This window comes from Pseudoduganella guangdongensis, assembly GCF_009857475.1.
Lineage (GTDB): Bacteria > Pseudomonadota > Gammaproteobacteria > Burkholderiales > Burkholderiaceae_D > Rugamonas > Rugamonas guangdongensis.
Genome location: NZ_WWCJ01000013.1, coordinates 100,435 through 116,727, shown reverse-complemented (window position 1 = coordinate 116,727; position 16,293 = coordinate 100,435). Strand labels below are relative to the sequence as shown.

The window sequence follows — 16,293 nt, the reverse complement described above, 5'->3', positions numbered from 1 at the left end:
GAGTCGAACACAAAATATGATGCCCATCATATTCATGGGTAAGAAAAATGCGCGGACTTAACGCCCGCGTCACTCTGCTGCCGGTGAAAATTGCTTTAGAGCTGCCGCACAAAGCGCTTGCGACAATTTGGGGTCGTCGACCGCGCGCGCCACCATCGTTGTCCCAATCAAACCGCATACCAGCGCCATTGCCTGTTCATGCGCCTGGGGCTGGCCCCAGTCAGGCAATTGACGCGCAAACAAGTCGATCATCTCCTTGATATGGATGGTCGCGGCGCGCCGCACCTCCGGCGCTTGCCTCGGCATTTCCGAACCAAGTGCCGAGACCGGACACCCGGTCTCAATGGCCGCGATGTGTTCCGGCGATAGGTATGCCTGCATCATTGCCTGCAGTGCTTGCCCCGGCGGGGCTGTAGCCGCCACGCGTGCCGCCAGCGCCACCGATTCGGCACCCGCACGATCCCCCGCTTCAGCAAGCAGCGCATCGCGCGAATCGAAGTGCGCGTAGAAACCGCCGTGTGTCAGGCCGGCCTCCTTCATGATGTCAGCGACGCCTGTGCCGCTGTAGCCGGTGCGCCGGATCGCGCGCGCGGCGACTTCGACGATACGCTCGTGCGTTTCCTCTTTACGACTTGGCAACTGGCGCGTGGTGGATTTCTTCGACATGATGACCATCATATACCAATTTTACGGAACGTGCACAAAGACACCACACGTACTGCAGATATAATGACCGCCCACAGCAGAACCTATAGAAACACCGAATGAGCGAGATCGAACTGCCTTTCCGGGCCACCACCAATGAAGCCTGCGCCTGGCTGGCGCAGCAGACCGGCTCTCCCTGGACCCTGGCCCGGCTTCTCGAGAACGGGCTGACGCCTGTCGTCTGGCTTGACTACGATGCGGCCTATCCCGAGCTGTTCGGCGATGCCAATGGCGGTTATGCAGCGCCGATTTTCTTTCAGGACGATATTGCCCGCCTGGCGGCCGGCAGCGAAGATGTGCTGATCACGTTCACGAAGGATGCCTACAAACTGCCGGCGCGCTTGCCTGCGCCGGGGTTTCGTCGCTCGCTCGACGAACTGCGCTTCCCAAAGAAGGATCTCGAACGGCTCGCTGGAAAACTCAAACACGAGGCGCGCCAAGCGCAGCAGCAAACGCAAAACCCGGGAGCCAGCGAATCGCAGTTCGGCATTAGCAAGGCCGAGGTGCTGACTGCGTTCTCCAGTTTCGTACGCCTGGACCTGGGGCGCGAACTGGATGCGGCGGTGGGCATCTTCGGCGATGATGGCGCTCGCGTCAAAGCAAGCGCCCGAAAGTCGAAACGCAACGCGGTGTGGAATCCTGTCACACTCGCCCTGGGCCTGCACGACGTCTACCGTGTACCGCTCGGCCCTTTAAAGCGCGCATTCAAATCGCACGATTTTCTCTACGCTTGGGAAAGCGATTGGGAAGAGTCCCTTCGTTTGCTGGGTAAATAGGCTCCTGCTTGCGCGCTTCCCGACATGGGCCAGGCGCCCCCGGACGCCTCCCTGTATAACGCGCGTGCCACGGTCTTCCTGCGGGTCGGTGGCAACGCCACCTGGCCTTCAGCTGTGCCGCGCAGCGTGCTGAGGCCAGCGGCGCACCTATCCCTTCATTTTTAATAGCTATACTGAATCCAGGGCCGTTCCAGCTCATCACTGCGGACGCATGCAATCTTTCGCGCAGGACATTCCCGGCAAGGGCCGCTTCTGATGCATTCCTTGCTGTGCAGCAGGTTGGCGCCTCCCCCTTGCCAGCACCATGAAACTTGCTTTCCTAACATACACGATGTTTTGCTGCCTTTGGGTCCTGCCGGGACAAGCTGCGGCGGCCAGTGCGTCCCCGTCCGAGGCCGCCATCCGTATCGCATTCTACGAACTGGGGGTGTTGTATTACAAAACCAGCCATGGCACCCATGCCGGAATCGACCTGGACGTGATCCAGGAGTTAGGCAAGCGGACCGGGCTGCGCTTCCAGCCGACACTGGAATCGCGCGTCCGCATCTGGACGCGCCTGGCCAACGGCACGCTCGACATGTCGGTGTCCGGCATCGCCACGCCGGAACGCGAACAGTTCGCCCGCTTCATCCCCTATTTCGTCACACGCAACTACGTGCTGATGCGCAGTGAGCTGCCGGACAGCGCCAAGAACCCGCAAGGCTTCCTGGCTAATCCGGCCTACACGGTCGCCGTGGTGAAGAGTTTCAAACATGGCAGCGCGTATGATCGCTGGCTCGATCAGTTGCGGGCGCTGGGCAGAGTGCGCGAGGCGGCCGATTTCCAGATGGTTCTGCATTTGCTGAAAATCGGCCGCGTGCAGGCGGTACTGGCGCTGCCAACCAGCTGGGTGCCCGCCATGAAGCAGGAGGCAATGGACAGCACGCTCCAGGTCCTGGATTGGTGGCCCAAAGAACGGATCGTCCATGGCCTGATCCTGTCGCGCCGGCACATCCCGGAAGCAACGGCAGCGCGCATTGGCGCCGCCATCCAGTCCATGCGCGAGGACGGCACCTTACTGGCCATCTTCCAACGCCATATTGGTCCGGACCTGGCGGAGTCTTTACTGAAATACTAGGCGCGGCGGCTAGCCGCAGGCGGCCGCGCCCGGCAGCACGCGCGGCGCACCCAGCAATCCCTGCTCGCGGATGAACTCGACCACCTGGGTCACGCCGGCGCCGCTGCGCAAGTTGGTGAAGACGAAGGGGCGCTGGCCGCGCTGGCGCGCTGCATCGCGCGCCATCACATCCAGGTCGGCGCCCACATGGGGGGCCAGATCCGTCTTGTTAATGATCAGGAGATCCGAACGGGTGATACCGGGTCCCCCCTTGCGCGGGATCTTCTCGCCTCCGGCCACGTCGATCACATACAGCGTCAGGTCCGACAACTCGGGGCTGAAGGTTGCCGCCAGATTGTCGCCGCCCGACTCCACCAGGATCAGGTCCAGCTCCGGGAAATCGGCCTGCATGCGGGCGATCGCTTCCAGGTTGATCGAGGCGTCTTCGCGGATCGCCGTATGCGGGCAGCCCCCGGTCTCGACCCCCATCAAGCGCTCCGGCGGCAAGGCATCGGCGCGCAGCAGGATCTCCATATCCTCGCGCGTATAGATGTCGTTGGTGATGACCGCCATGTCGTAAGCGTCGCGCATGGCCTTGCAAAGCATCTCGCACAAGGCGGTCTTGCCCGATCCGACTGGGCCGCCGATGCCGACACGTAGTGGGTTGGATGCCATCGATACTCCTTCATGAACGATAAATACGGCCATGCTGCACCTCGTGCTGCATGGACAACAGGGATAAGCCGGGCGTCCAATTGGACAAGTCATCATCGCTCAAGGCCCGGGCGGTGCTGGCCGCCTGCAGGATGTCAGGCTGCAGCTGCATGAGAAGTCGCTGGCCGGCCACCTGACCCAGCGGCATCGACTTGACGCACACCAGCACCTGGTTCTCGGCCCAGCCGAACAGCATGGCCAGCAGCGCTTCCTGGTGCGGGATGTTGAGCCCGTGCGCCGCACGCGCGAACGCCGCGAGATAGCTTGTATCGCCCGCGAGCGCTGGCGCAATGTCCAGTTCGGCCAGCAAACGCCCCAGGGAATAGCCCATCTGGATCGACTCCGCCCGCAGTTCCGCCGTATCGCGCGAGGCCAGGTAGCGCTCGGCCCAGCATGCCGCCGACGCCTCATCGCCCGCCGCATGGGCACGCAGCAGCCGCCAGCACACCGGTGCGTCCCAGCGCGCCAGGACGTCATGCAACTGGCCCGCGATCCAGGCCTGCGCGCCAGCGCTGTCGCACACCCGGCCCTGCTCCAGCGCCGCTTCCAGTCCTTGCGAATAGCTGTATGCGCCAATGGGCAGCGCCGGACTGGCGAACTGCAGCAAGCGCAGCAGCGCCATGGCATCCATCCTCACGCGGCGCCGGGACGATGGATCTTTTGCCGCAGCGGCACCGGGGCCAGCGCATGGTGGTGCGCGTGGCCGCCGGCGTACGCGCCCGGTTCCGGATCAAAGGGCGCCACTTCCGCCACCACCGAGGCGCCCAGGCCGGCGAGCATATCGCGTAACACCGGGTCGCTGCGGATGCGTAAAAAGCCCGCGCCCACCTGCACCTGGCAATGCCGGTTCCCAAGATGGAAGGCGCACCGCAGCAAACCTTGCGCGTCGGCGGCTCGCACCACGTAGACGGGCTCCGTGGCCGCCCGGACGCGCGCGACAAAACCCGTTTCGCCGGTCAGCAGGTCTCCATCGCGCAGCACAGTGCCGCGTGCCGTGAACAAGGCAACCTCCTGGCCGCAGGCCAGGCGGGCGCGCTGGCGGCATTTTTCACGTTGCTCATAGTTCAGCACCAGTTCGCCATCGACGCGTTCGGAGGCGGCCAGTTTGGTATGCAAGGTCAGCATCATCATCCCTCAGAACAGAAAATAGCGCTGCGCCATCGGCAGCACCGCGGCGGCTTCGCACACCAGCAATGCGCCGTCGGCACGCACCTCGTACGTTTCCGGATCGACCTCCATGTGCGGGGTCGCGCTGTTGTGTACCATGTCGGCCTTGCGCAGCTGGCGCGTGGCGCTGATCGGCACCACCTGTTTGGCCAGGCCCAGTCGCTCGCCAATTCCGGCGTCAAAGGCCGCGCGCGAGACAAAGGTCAAGGACTTCTTCAAGCCGCCGCCGAACGCGGCAAACATGGGCCGCATGTAGACCGGCTGCGGTGTGGGAATGGAAGCGTTCGGATCGCCCATCTGGGCGCAAGCGATCATGCCGCCCTTCAGCACCATGGACGGCTTCACCCCGAAGAATGCCGGCCGCCAGAGCACCAAGTCGGCCAGCTTGCCGACTTCGACCGAGCCCACGACATGCGAGATGCCGTGCGCGATGGCGGGATTGATCGTGTATTTGGCGACATAGCGCTTGACGCGGGCGTTATCGTTGCGCGCGCTGTCGCCTGGCAGCGCGCCGCGCTGCACCTTCATCTTATGCGCGGTTTGCCAGGTGCGCAGGATGACCTCGCCGACGCGCCCCATGGCCTGCGAATCGGACGACATCATCGAGATCGCCCCCAGGTCATGCAGGATATCTTCGGCCGCGATGGTCTCGCGGCGGATGCGCGACTCGGCAAAGGCGACGTCTTCGGCTATGGCAGCATCCAGGTGGTGGCATACCATCAGCATATCCAGGTGCTCGTCCAGGGTATTGACAGTGAAGGGACGCGTGGGATTGGTCGATGACGGCAGCACGTTGGAGTGCCCAACCGCCGCAATGATGTCCGGCGCGTGGCCGCCGCCTGCCCCCTCGGTATGAAAGGTATGGATGGTGCGGTCCTTGAATGCGGCCAGCGTCGCCTGCAGGAAGCCGCCTTCATTCAGGGTGTCCGTATGAATGGCGACCTGTACGTCCATGCGGTCCGCCACCGACAGGCAATTATCGATCGCGGCCGGCGTACTCCCCCAGTCTTCATGCAGCTTGAGACCGACGGCGCCGGCCTCAACCTGCTCTTCCAGCGGGCGCGGCAGGCTCACGTTGCCCTTGCCAAGAAAGCCCAGGTTCATGGGGAATGCATCGGCCGCCGCCAGCATGGCGTGAATGTGCCAGGGGCCCGGGGTGCAGGTGGTTGCCGCCGTGCCTACTGCGGGCCCGGTGCCGCCGCCGATCATGGTGGTCACGCCGGAAGCCAATGCCTCCTCGATCTGTTGCGGGCAGATGAAGTGGATGTGCGTATCCACCCCGCCCGCAGTGACGATCAAACCTTCGCCGGCGATGATCTCGGTGGCGCCGCCAATGGCCATGCTGACGCCCGGCTGGATATCCGGATTTCCGGCTTTCCCGATGCCGGCAATGCGCCCGTCTTTCAGGCCGATGTCGGCTTTCACAATGCCCCAGTGGTCGAGGATCACGGCGTTGGTGATTACGGTATCCATCACGTCCCGGTGCGGCAGCTGCGACTGTCCCATCCCGTCACGGATCACTTTCCCGCCGCCGAACTTGACCTCTTCGCCAGGGATGGCGTGGTCCTTCTCAATTTCGATGAACAGCTCCGTATCCGCCAATCGTATACGGTCACCCAGCGTGGGGCCGAACATTTCGGCATAGGCACGGCGTGAAATGGTGGCCATTACTGCCCGTCCTCCAAAGCGCCCATCACACAGGCGTTGAAACCATAAACGCGACGCGCACCGGCCAGCGCGACCAGATGCACGGTACGGCGCTGTCCCGGTTCAAAACGCACGGCAGTGCCGGCCGCAATGTCGAGCCGCATACCGCGCGCACTGGCGCGATCGAACTGCAGGGCGGCATTCACTTCGAAGAAATGAAAGTGCGAACCGACCTGGATCGGCCGGTCACCACTATTGGCCACCACCAGCGTGCAGGTGGCTCGGCCGCTGTTCAGCGGCAGCTCACCATCTTCCAGCAGGAATTCGCCAGGAATCATTTGCCACCTCATATGATAGGGTTATGGACAGTTACCAGCTTGGTCCCGTCAGGAAACGTCGCTTCGACCTGGATGTCTGGAATCATCTCCGGTACGCCTTCCATCACGTCCTCCCGCGCCAGCACCGACATCCCCTCGGACATCAACTGGGCCACGCTTTTGCCGTCGCGCGCGCCTTCCAGGATGGCAGCGCTGATGAGGGCCACCGCCTCCGGGTAATTGAGCTTCAGGCCACGCGCCCGGCGTCGTTCCGCCAGCAGCGCCGCCGTGAACAGCAGCAGTTTGTCCTTCTCGCGCGGTGAGAGATCCATGTCAGGTCGTCCAAATGCGGGGTTGTACTGCGGCGCGGCCGATCCAGGCGGGTCGCATCGTTTGCCAGGCCTGTGCCATCAGGTGGCGCGCGTGTTCGGCATCGTGCCCGAGATAGCGCACCACCAGTATTGATTTCAAATGCGTGACACCCAGCTCGGGGTGCAAGGCGCGCAGCTGCGCCACCAGACCAGCATCCGCCGCCTGTCCCACGGCGAGCAGCGTGGCACTCACGGTTGCGCCATCCAGCACATGCGGACTCCGCATGGCACTGCCGCCGCCACGCAGGACGCCCTGGTCCCACCATAGCAGGCGGCCCTCCTGACGCACCTGCAGCTGCTGGCGCACGCAGCCGCGGTCAAAGCGCTCGCCGCTGGCCTCGCGGCCGAAACACAGGATGTCGCAGCCGACGTAGCGCGCGCCGGCGGCCAGTTCCACCTCCTGCTGCAGGTGCGCCTCCGCATTGTCATAAAAGATGGTTTCTTGCGGCAGCCACTCCAGTCGCGCCCCATCTGCAAGCTGGATGCGCACATGCTGGCGCGCCGCCTTGCCCGTGGAGCGATACCACTTTGCCGCGCCGGGGCTGGTGAGCAAGGCATGCGCACCAGCGCCGGCCACGACATCGATGGCCAACTCATCTCCGCTCACGATTCCGCCCGGCGGATGCACGAGGATCGTGTGGCAGACCGCCTCGCCCTCCGGGTACAGGGCCTTCTGCACCCGCAGGGGGCCGCTATGTTCGCGCCGTGCCAGCCGCGTGGCGGCGCCTGAGCGCTGGTAGCCAAGCACCAGGCTGGCGCGCCATGGCGCTTGAACAAGAGTATCGGTCGCAGGGGTATCACGCATGGCTTATACCGAAGCATGAAGCATGCCTACGATTCCCACCCGCTTTCGCACCGCTTCAGTGCAGAATGCACATGCATGGCGCACCGCGCATCACATTGGCGAATCAGCAGGCGCCGGCGGGCGTACCCGGGCGCCGGCAATCGCCAGCAGGAAGGCGCCATAGACCACCACCACCACCACCGTGCCGAAAAACAGTCCTTTGCCCTCGCTCCAGGCGCGCAGATCCGGCAGCAGGATCTTGAGTAAGCCGAACCCTGCCACCAGCAAGCTGACCATAGCCACCGCCACACTCATTATCCGCGAAGCCTGCAGCGCGGCCTGATCGGCGCGCCGCGCCAGGCGCGCGAACCAGAAACCGTTGATAGCGTCGGTTACCACCATGCCTAACATGAATAGCACGCCAAAGAGCAAGGCACACTGCCACCCGCCGTGGCGATTCGCACTCATGGCGAACAAGGTCGCTTGGCTGATGGTATCGAACGAGATCGCAAACAAAGCCCCTACCAGCGCCACCCTGGCGGGATGCGCGGCATACAGGAAGCGCCCGAGCAATCGTCCTTTGATGCCAACTGGATAGACCACCTGCCTGGCTGCGGCACTGAGCGCGGCACGCAGATTCACTAGGCCCAGCGCCAGTAGGAACCCGACTGAAATCCAGGCCCCGCACAGCTCCAGCCAGGGCGGCACGCGCCAGCGCGCGGCGAGCATGCTGGCCGCCAGCGCGATGGCGACGACCACCGCGCCGTGACCGAGGGAAAACCAAACGCCGCACCAACGCGCCAGGCGCCAATTGCTTGGCGCCTGGCTGCGCGATAAGCCATCAATGGCGGCGAGGTGGTCGGCATCGAAGCCATGCTTCATACCCAGGAGATAGACGAGCAGGCAGAGCGCCATCAGGTTATCGGGATTGGTGTCGGGCATACGTTCTCGGCTGGAGTGGTGTCATTAACCGATCCCTTCAAGCAAGAGTCGTACCTGAACCTTGGGAACTGGGAGGCTGGCGACCGCCTCGTTTCGCGCAAATACTTTTGTGCTATTCTCCAGCAATTACCCGTAAGTAAGACGCTGTAAGAATCGGTATCCCACTGTGCAACGCAGTCTGGAAGGTTCTCGTATGAATACGCTGACAGCACGTCTGGTTTCCTTTGCAGTCCTGGCTTCGCTCATTGCGTGCGGTGCCAAAGATGATCCTTCCAAGCAAGCTGGGCAGCCACCCGCTGTTTCCGTGGCACCAGTTGTCAAGCGCCAGGTGCAGGAGTTCGACGAATTCACCGGACGCCTGGAAGCCCCGCATACGGTGGATGTGCGATCGCGCGTCCCGGGCAGTCTGGTGAAGGTGCATTTCAAGGAAGGCCAGGTGGTCAGGAAAGGCGAAGCCCTGTTCACCATCGACCCGCGGCCTTATGCAGCAGAAGTGGCGCGCGCGGAAGCGCAGTTGCAATCGGCGCGGACGCAGTCCGAGCTGAGCAAATCCGAATTTGCGCGGGCGGAAAAGCTCATCGCCGTGCGCGGCGTCAGCCAGCAAGAGCTCGACCAGCTGCGCGCTGCCGTCGCCAATGCGCAGTCGTCCATCCGGGCCGGCGAGGCGGCGTTGACCCAGGCTCGCCTGAACCTCGAGTTCACGCACATCACTTCGCCAGTGGATGGGCGCACCTCGCGCGCCAATGTCACTGAAGGCAACCTGGTCAACGCCGGCGATCCCATCTTGACCACGGTGGTTTCCACGGACCGCGTGTATGCCTATTTTGACGCCAGCGAGGCGCTTTACCTGAAATACATGCGTGCCGCGCGGGACGGAACCAGGCAATCGTCACGCGACGTGCCCAATATCATCTATCTGGGACTGGCCAATGAAGAGGGCTTCCCGCATGAAGGCAAGATGGATTTCGTCGACAATCGCCTCAATCCCGCCACAGCGTCCTTGCGTGGACGCGCGGTGTTCGCCAACAAGGACGGCCTGTTCACACCTGGCCTGTTCGCGCGCCTGAAGCTGGTGGGCAGCGGAAAATACACGGCCACCGTGGTGCCGGACCGCGCCATGACCACCGACCAGACGCGCAAGGTGGTGCTGATGGTGGGCAAGAACAATATCGTCGAGCAGCGCGAAGTCAAGCCGGGGGCGCTGATCGACGGCATGCGCGTTGTCGAAGGTGTCAAGGAAGGGGAACTGGTGATCGTGGATGGCTTGCTCCGCGCGTTTCCCGGCGCACCGGTGACGCCCCAGGTGCTGAAAGTGAATGAGCAAGGCATGCCCATCCCGGCCCCGCCGCCGCCCGCGCCGGCCAAGGGCTAAGGAGAAGCCATGGACTTCTCCAAGCATTTCATTGAGCACCCCCGCCTTGCGACGGTCATCTCGGTCTTCATTTTCCTGACCGGTTTGCTGGCAATCTTCCAGCTGCCGGTTTCAGAGTATCCCGAGGTGGCGCCGCCGCAGATCGTGGTGCGGGCCCAGTTCCCAGGCGCCAATCCACGCGTGATCTCGGAAACCGTGGCGGCGCCGCTGGAAGAGCAGATCAATGGCCTGGAAAACGTGTTGTACTTCCAGAGCCAGGCCACCGCCGACGGCAGCATGAGCATCACGGTGACCTTCAAAATCGGCACCGTTCCTGAGCAGGCGGAAACCGCAGTCCAGAACAGAATCAACCGCGCCCTGCCCCGCTTGCCCGAAATCGTGCGCCAGATCGGCGTGACGACCGAGAAGCAGTCGTCGAGCCTGACGATGGTGGTGCACATGGTCAGCCCCCAGAATAGCCACGATACGCTTTACCTGCGCAACTACGCCAACCTGTATGTGCGGGATGAGCTGCTGCGCATTCCCGGCATGGGTTCGGTCCTGTTCTTTGGCGGCGGCGATTACGCCATGCGCATCTGGCTCGATCCACAGAAGCTGGCCTCGCGCAGCATGACCGCCGGCGATGTCGTGCAAGCGATCCGTGAGCAGAACTCGCAGGTAGCGGCGGGGGTGGTTGGTTCACCGCCGGCCGTCAACAACACGGAATTCCAGTTGGCGATCAACGCCCAGGGGCGCCTGGTCAAGGAAGAGGATTTTGCCAACATCATCATCCGCAGCGATACCCGCACCGGTGCCGTGGTCCGGGTCAAGGATGTCGGACGGGTCGAAATGAGCGCCAGCACTTTTGCCCTGCGCAGCCTTCTGAACAATAAGGAGGCGGTGGCCATCGGCATCTTCCAGTCGCCCGGCTCCAATGCGCTGGCACTGTCCGACAATGTGCGCGCCACCATGGCGCGCCTGAAGCAAGGGTTCCCGCAGGGTGTCGACTTCAATATCGTCTACGACCCCACCCGATTCGTCCAGACCTCCATTGAAAAGGTGGTGCAAACGCTGATTGAGGCTGTCCTGCTGGTGGTCCTGGTCGTGATCATATTCCTGCAGACCTGGCGCGCCTCGGTCATTCCGCTGCTGGCCGTGCCGGTGTCGATTGTCGGTACCTTTGGCGTCCTGCTGCTCCTGGGCTATTCGATCAACACGCTGACCTTGTTCGGCCTGGTCCTGGCCATCGGTATCGTGGTCGATGATGCGATCGTCGTGGTGGAAAACGTCGAGCGCAATATCGAAGACGGCCTGACGCCGCACGCGGCAACCCACAAGGCGATGAGCGAAGTAAGCGGACCAATTGTGGCCATTGCACTGGTGCTGTGTGCGGTGTTCATTCCCCTGGCGTTCGTGCCAGGCCTGTCGGGGCAGTTCTACAAACAGTTCGCCGTCACCATCGCCATCTCGACCGTTATCTCGGCGATCAACTCGCTCACCCTGTCCCCCGCCCTGGCCGCGCTGCTGCTGCGGCCGCACGATGCGCCCAAGGACAAACTGATGATCTGGATGGATCGGCTCTTCGGGCGCTTTTTCCATTGGTTCAATTGCTTCTTCCAGCGCCAGAGCAAAAAGTACAGCCGTGGTGTTGACGGTATCCTCAAGCGCAAGACGGCGGCCCTCGCAGTGTACGGCGTCCTGCTGGCATTGACGGCCGTGATGTTCGGCGCCATTCCGAGCGGCTTTGTCCCGGCGCCGGACAAGCAATACCTGATCGGGGTGGCGCAGCTTCCTGCCGGCGCCACATTGGACCGCACGGAAAAGGTGATTCGGGACATGAGTGACATTGCACTCAAGGTGCCGGGAATCCAGGATTCGATCGGTTTCCCGGGGTTATCCATCGCAGGTTTCTCCGCCGCCCCCAATGAGGGCATTGTCTTCTTTGGGCTAAAACCCTTCGAAGACCGCACATCCGCCGAGCTCTCCAAGGACGCCATCCTTGGCAAGGTCAATGGGGCGATGCAGCAGCTGCAGGGGGCGCGCATCTTCGTGGTACCGCCACCGGCCGTGGACGGCCTGGGCGCGGCCGGCGGCTTCAAGCTGATGGTGCAGGACCGCAGCAGCCAGGGCGAGCAAGCGCTGTATGGCAGCGTATGGGGCATCCTGGGGCCGATCTACGGCAACCCGAAGTCAACCATCGCGACACCCTACTCCACCTACGACATCAATGTGCCGCAGCTGTTTGCCGATGTGGACCGCACCAAGGCCAAGCAAATGGGGCTGCCCCTGCAATCGATCTACGACACGCTGCAGATTAACCTTGGCTCCTTGTACGTGAACGACTTCACCCGTTTCGGCAAGACCTACCAGGTCGTGGTACAAGCCGATGCGCCCTACCGCGCCAATGCGGACAATATCGTGCGGCTCGAAACACGCAACGACGCTGGCCAGATGGTGCAACTGGGCGCGGTGATGCAGATCCAGCCGACTTTTGGTCCGACCAGGGTGACGCGCTATAACGGCTTCCCTGCCGCCGATATCAACGGGGCGCCCAAGCCGGGATTCTCAAGCGGCCAGGCCGAGGCCGAGATCGAGAAAATGGTGCAGGGCCTGCCCCGTGGCATGGGTTACGAGTGGACCGACCTTACCTACCAGGATCGCTTGACACGCGACATCACATTGCCGGGTTCCGGCATCAAGATTCCCACCCTGGCGGCGGTGCTGTTCGTCTCGGTGGTGCTGGTGGTGCTGGTGCTGACGGCGCAATACGAGAGCTGGAGCCTGCCGTTGGCGATCATCCTGATCGTACCGATGTGCATCCTGTGCGCGCTGTTCGGCGTGTGGCTGTCGCACCTGCCGCCGTTCCGTCAAACCGGCGACTTGAACATCTTCACCCAGGTGGCCTTGGTGGTGCTGGTCGGCTTGGCCTGCAAAAACGCCATCCTGATCGTCGAATTTGCCAAAGAACTGGAAGAGCGCGGCATGTCCATGATTGAAGCCGTGCTGGAGGCCTGCCGCCTGCGCCTGCGGCCCATCCTGATGACATCCATTGCCTTCTGCGCTGGTGTCATTCCGCTGATACTAGGCAGCGGCGCCGGCAGCGAAATGCGGCGGGCCATGGGCATCGCGGTATTCTCCGGCATGGTCGGCGTGACCTTGTTCGGCATCTTCCTGACGCCGGTGTTTTACAGCATGGTGCGCAAGAGTACCGAGAAGCGCCGCGAGCACGCGGCGGAACTGCGCCGGACGGTCGATGCCAGTGCGCACGCCTTCCATCCCGGCATCGACGATGCCGACACGCCGCCAAAGGGGAAATCATGAGAAGCGCCCTCCCCCTGCTCGCATTGATGGCGCTATGCGCCTGCTCGCATGCGCCGCTCACCAAGCGCTATCAGCCGCCGCCGCAGACGATGTTTACGAATGCGCCCGAGCTGGCAGCCGACACCGAACCGGTGGCGCGCTTCTGGCAACGCTTCGACGATGACAAGCTCTCCTCGCTGGTGGAGCGGGCGTTACTCGCCAATACCGATGTGCGCATCGCTGCCGCCAGCCTGGCCGAGTCGCGCGCGATCGGACGCTTTGCCGATGCCGACCTGTGGCCCACCGTCAACCTTGCGGCTGGCGCCGCACGGGTGCGCGCCAAGGACAGCAATGGCGTACCGAAGACAGACAACGCCTTCTCTGTGGGCCTGGACGTCCTGTGGGAAGTCGATGTATTTGGCCGTTTAAGCGACGCGCGTCGTGCGGCCCAGGCAGGAGTCCTGGCCGGCGAAGCGGGCCACCGCGCAGCCCAGCTAAGTATTGCCGCCGAAGTCGCGCGCAACTACTTCAACCTGCGCGGACTGCAAGAACAGTTGCGGGTCGCCCTGGCCTCGCTGGAAACCCAGCGCGCCGCCCTTCAACTGGTCGAGGCACGGGAAGGTGTGGGACGAGGAACCGCACTTGACAGCGAGCGTGCCCGATCCCTGGTCAATTCCACCGCCGCCTCGGTGCCCGCAATCGAGTCGGCGCTGGCCCGTACCCGTTACCGCCTCGCCGTCCTGTGCGGGCTGGCGCCAACCGGACTCGATGCGGAATTGCAGGATACGCGGCCATTGCCGGGAATTAAACCAATCGATATCGGCGGCATTGGAACACCGGAAAACCTGTTGCGGCGTCGGCCGGATGTTCAGGTGGCAGAAGCCCAGTTGGCCGCCGCCGCTGCGAATGCAGGCGTCGCGCGCAGCGCCTGGTTCCCAACCATCACCCTTGGCGGGAGCCTGGGGCAGAACGCCGCACGCGCCGGGGATATCGGTGACGGAGCGTCCTACGCCTATAACCTGGGCGCACAACTGGCCTGGAATTTGCTCGATTTTGGCCGCATTCGCGCCCGCATCGCGGCCTCCGATGCTCGGCTCGACGCCGCCGCAGCGCAGTACGAACGCGCTGTGCTGGCGGCGCTGGAGGAAACCGAAGGCGCCTTCATCACTTACACACGGGCGCAGCAGCAAGCTGCACTGCTGTACGACGCAGTTGCGGCGTCGGAAAAAGCATCCGTCATAGCACGTGAACGGTTTGCCGTTGGCTCGACCGACTTCCTTGTAGTGCTGGACGCGGAACGCGAGCTCCTGTCGGCGCGGGACCGGCTGGCGCAGGCGCAAACCAATGCGGCCGGTTCGCTGGTGACGGTCTATAAGGCGCTGGCCGGCGGCTGGGGCAGTCCGTAGGCACTGCCAACGCCAAGGAGCCGCCCCTGATCAGGATCAGGGAAGAAGAAGCCCCTGGAGTCAGGCGCTTGCTGCCCAATTGGCCGACGGTCGCGCGGTCACCGATAGTATGCCCCCGTCCAAGCGCTTGGTGCGGATACTGGAATCGCCTGTCGTTAAGGGCATTCGCGCTACACGGAATCCTCCGGCATCGACGACGCCGTGATCACACACTCATGCGCGCTTTAGCTTTGACCGTGCATGCTCGGCACGCTCGCGAATCACGCAGCCCTCAACGTGATCGTTAATCAACCCCATTGCCTGCATAAACGCATACACGGTGGTGGGCCCGACAAACTTCCAGCCAAGCTTCTTCAATTCTTTGGACAGTGCAGTGGCTTCCACGGAAGTTGACACTGTTTGCGGCGGCGCTAAGGCTTCTGGTCGCGGCTCAAACTTCCAGATGAATCGTGCCAGCGAGCCCTCTCTGGCAATCAATTCTTGGGCGCGCTTGGCGTTGTTGACAACCGCTTCGATCTTACCGCGATGGCGCACGATGCCCTCATCCTGCAGCAATCGCTCGACATCCCTTTCAGTAAATCGTGCGACGCGCTTAATATCAAAGTTATGGAATGCGCGCCGGAAGTTTTCCCTTTTAGCCAGAATGGTTCGCCAGCTTAATCCTGATTGAAAGCCTTCAAGGCAGAGCTTTTCAAACAGGCGAGCATCGTCCGTGACCGGATAGCCCCATTCGGAATCGTGATAATGTAGGAATTCCGGCGCCGCCGCACACCATCGACACCGTGCGCCACCATCGGGTCCTTCCACCAGTGCCGTCATGCTGGCGCCTCGGCCTTCAGGAAGGCAAGACGGGCATCTGTCAGCGAAGGCGCGATTTCCAGTATCTCGGCCGCGACAATTCCTTCTATAACAAATGGATCCTGCGCTACGCGCTCACGCAGGGAAGGCAACGAAATGTTGTGGGCAATAATGGCGCCGCCGGAATTCGGCTGCAGACTGCCCACTAGCAGAAACACGCCGTCTTCCACGCCTCGTCGTATCCAAGCCTTGTGTGCGTCCATGTGCTGGGCCGCCAGGCCTCTATTGTGTGAAAAGCGCAGAGTTATGATGAACATGTGCAAACTCCCTTTATCCACTCACGCATCGTTTTGACCTCCTTGCGGATGAACTCTTCGTCTTGAAACGCATGTGCTAGCGTGGCAACACCCTGGCTGCGGGCCAGCAGATGCATCGCCAAATCATCTGCATCGCCGGACCGTCCCGCCAACTCGAACTGTCTACGCAGCCAGATGCGAAAGAGAGAAAAGATCTCATTGGCTCCGTGCCGCGATGGATGATCCAGCTTCGCCAATTCCGTACTGAGCGTCCCAACCGGACAACCGTAGCCCCTGATCTTCACGCGGTTCACCATGAGCATTTCGGCAAAGCAGCATAGCCTGCCCTCCGGGCTGTCGCTCACCTGCTCCCAGAGCTCAAGCATTGCTTCGGTCGCGCTGAACCGTGAGGCGATCACCGCATCCAGAATCTCGTCTTTTAACTTGAAGTGATAGTAGAAATTGCCGCGCGTGATGCCTACTGCCTCGGCGATATGCGTGAACGAGGTCTGCTCAAAGCCCAGTTGATAGAACAGGGCATTGGCAGCGTCAACAATACGTTCACGTGTTCCACTTCCACTCATCGCAAAGTCTTTGAATATTGAGTTCAACCATTAGGACAA

The 16,293-nt window shown here is 62.5% G+C and carries 17 protein-coding genes; 5 read left to right on the top strand and 12 right to left on the bottom strand.

Annotation, left to right across the window (positions count from 1 at the left end; all coding sequences use genetic code 11):
• Positions 1-69: 69 nt before the first annotated feature.
• Complete coding sequence (locus tag GTP41_RS18445; protein ID WP_161027042.1) at positions 70-678, bottom strand: TetR/AcrR family transcriptional regulator; 609 nt, start codon at positions 676-678, stop codon at positions 70-72.
• Positions 679-764: 86 nt separating this feature from the next.
• Between GTP41_RS18445 and GTP41_RS18440 the strand changes: the two genes are divergently transcribed.
• A complete protein-coding gene (locus GTP41_RS18440) occupies positions 765-1,481 on the top strand; it encodes a hypothetical protein (protein WP_161027041.1) in 717 nt (238 codons plus the stop codon).
• Between the two features lie 331 nt (positions 1,482-1,812).
• Entirely contained in the window at positions 1,813-2,598 is a 786-nt protein-coding gene (locus GTP41_RS18435) for a substrate-binding periplasmic protein (RefSeq protein WP_161027040.1), read from the top strand.
• 9 nt (positions 2,599-2,607) lie between these two features.
• Here the strand turns inward: GTP41_RS18435 and ureG are convergent, their stop codons facing one another.
• The 8 genes from ureG to GTP41_RS18395 form a co-directional block, all read right to left on the bottom strand.
• A complete protein-coding gene (gene ureG / locus GTP41_RS18430; protein ID WP_229502955.1) occupies positions 2,608-3,252 on the bottom strand; it encodes an urease accessory protein UreG in 645 nt (214 codons plus the stop codon).
• 10 nt (positions 3,253-3,262) lie between these two features.
• Positions 3,263-3,922: an urease accessory protein UreF gene (locus GTP41_RS18425; RefSeq protein WP_161027038.1), complete on the bottom strand. Its 660-nt coding sequence runs from the start codon at positions 3,920-3,922 to the stop codon at positions 3,263-3,265.
• 2 nt (positions 3,923-3,924) lie between these two features.
• Positions 3,925-4,416 (bottom strand): urease accessory protein UreE, encoded by a 492-nt coding sequence (gene ureE, locus GTP41_RS18420; RefSeq protein WP_161027067.1) that lies wholly within the window; start codon positions 4,414-4,416, stop codon positions 3,925-3,927.
• Between the two features lie 9 nt (positions 4,417-4,425).
• Positions 4,426-6,126 carry an urease subunit alpha gene (gene ureC, locus GTP41_RS18415; RefSeq protein ID WP_161027037.1) on the bottom strand — a complete coding sequence of 567 codons (1,701 nt, stop codon included), beginning with the start codon at positions 6,124-6,126 and terminating at the stop codon, positions 4,426-4,428.
• Positions 6,126-6,443: an urease subunit beta gene (locus tag GTP41_RS18410; protein ID WP_161027036.1), complete on the bottom strand. Its 318-nt coding sequence runs from the start codon at positions 6,441-6,443 to the stop codon at positions 6,126-6,128. Before GTP41_RS18410 ends, ureC begins: the two co-directional genes overlap by 1 nt.
• An 8-nt stretch (positions 6,444-6,451) precedes the next feature.
• Positions 6,452-6,754, bottom strand: a complete 303-nt coding sequence (locus tag GTP41_RS18405; protein ID WP_161027035.1) for an urease subunit gamma — start codon at positions 6,752-6,754, stop codon at positions 6,452-6,454.
• Between the two features lies 1 nt (position 6,755).
• Positions 6,756-7,598: an urease accessory protein UreD gene (locus GTP41_RS18400; RefSeq protein WP_161027034.1), complete on the bottom strand. Its 843-nt coding sequence runs from the start codon at positions 7,596-7,598 to the stop codon at positions 6,756-6,758.
• Positions 7,599-7,688: 90 nt separating this feature from the next.
• Positions 7,689-8,519 carry a HoxN/HupN/NixA family nickel/cobalt transporter gene (locus GTP41_RS18395; protein WP_161027033.1) on the bottom strand — a complete coding sequence of 277 codons (831 nt, stop codon included), beginning with the start codon at positions 8,517-8,519 and terminating at the stop codon, positions 7,689-7,691.
• 304 nt (positions 8,520-8,823) lie between these two features.
• Here GTP41_RS18395 and GTP41_RS18390 point away from each other — a divergent pair, with 304 nt between their 5' ends.
• From GTP41_RS18390 to GTP41_RS18380, 3 genes are read left to right on the top strand one after another with little or no spacing between them, the layout of a single operon-like run.
• The gene (locus tag GTP41_RS18390) at positions 8,824-9,891 is read left to right on the top strand and encodes an efflux RND transporter periplasmic adaptor subunit (protein WP_371867375.1); all 1,068 of its coding nucleotides are present in this window, start codon (positions 8,824-8,826) and stop codon (positions 9,889-9,891) included.
• Positions 9,892-9,900: 9 nt separating this feature from the next.
• On the top strand, positions 9,901-13,191 hold the full coding sequence (locus tag GTP41_RS18385) for an efflux RND transporter permease subunit (RefSeq protein WP_161027031.1): 3,291 nt from the start codon (positions 9,901-9,903) through the stop codon (positions 13,189-13,191).
• Positions 13,188-14,576 carry a TolC family protein gene (locus GTP41_RS18380; RefSeq protein ID WP_161027030.1) on the top strand — a complete coding sequence of 463 codons (1,389 nt, stop codon included), beginning with the start codon at positions 13,188-13,190 and terminating at the stop codon, positions 14,574-14,576. The genes GTP41_RS18385 and GTP41_RS18380 overlap by 4 nt, the downstream gene beginning before the upstream one ends.
• Before the next feature lie 213 nt (positions 14,577-14,789).
• Here GTP41_RS18380 and GTP41_RS18375 read toward each other — a convergent pair whose 3' ends face one another.
• From GTP41_RS18375 to GTP41_RS18365, 3 genes are read right to left on the bottom strand one after another with little or no spacing between them, the layout of a single operon-like run.
• Positions 14,790-15,395, bottom strand: coding sequence for a DNA-3-methyladenine glycosylase I (locus tag GTP41_RS18375; protein ID WP_161027029.1), 606 nt, complete (start codon positions 15,393-15,395; stop codon positions 14,790-14,792).
• Entirely contained in the window at positions 15,392-15,691 is a 300-nt protein-coding gene (locus tag GTP41_RS18370) for a YciI family protein (RefSeq protein ID WP_202419795.1), read from the bottom strand. The genes GTP41_RS18375 and GTP41_RS18370 overlap by 4 nt, the downstream gene beginning before the upstream one ends.
• On the bottom strand, positions 15,679-16,281 hold the full coding sequence (locus tag GTP41_RS18365; RefSeq protein ID WP_229502954.1) for a TetR/AcrR family transcriptional regulator: 603 nt from the start codon (positions 16,279-16,281) through the stop codon (positions 15,679-15,681). The genes GTP41_RS18370 and GTP41_RS18365 overlap by 13 nt, the downstream gene beginning before the upstream one ends.
• Between the last annotated feature and the right edge of the window lie 12 nt (positions 16,282-16,293).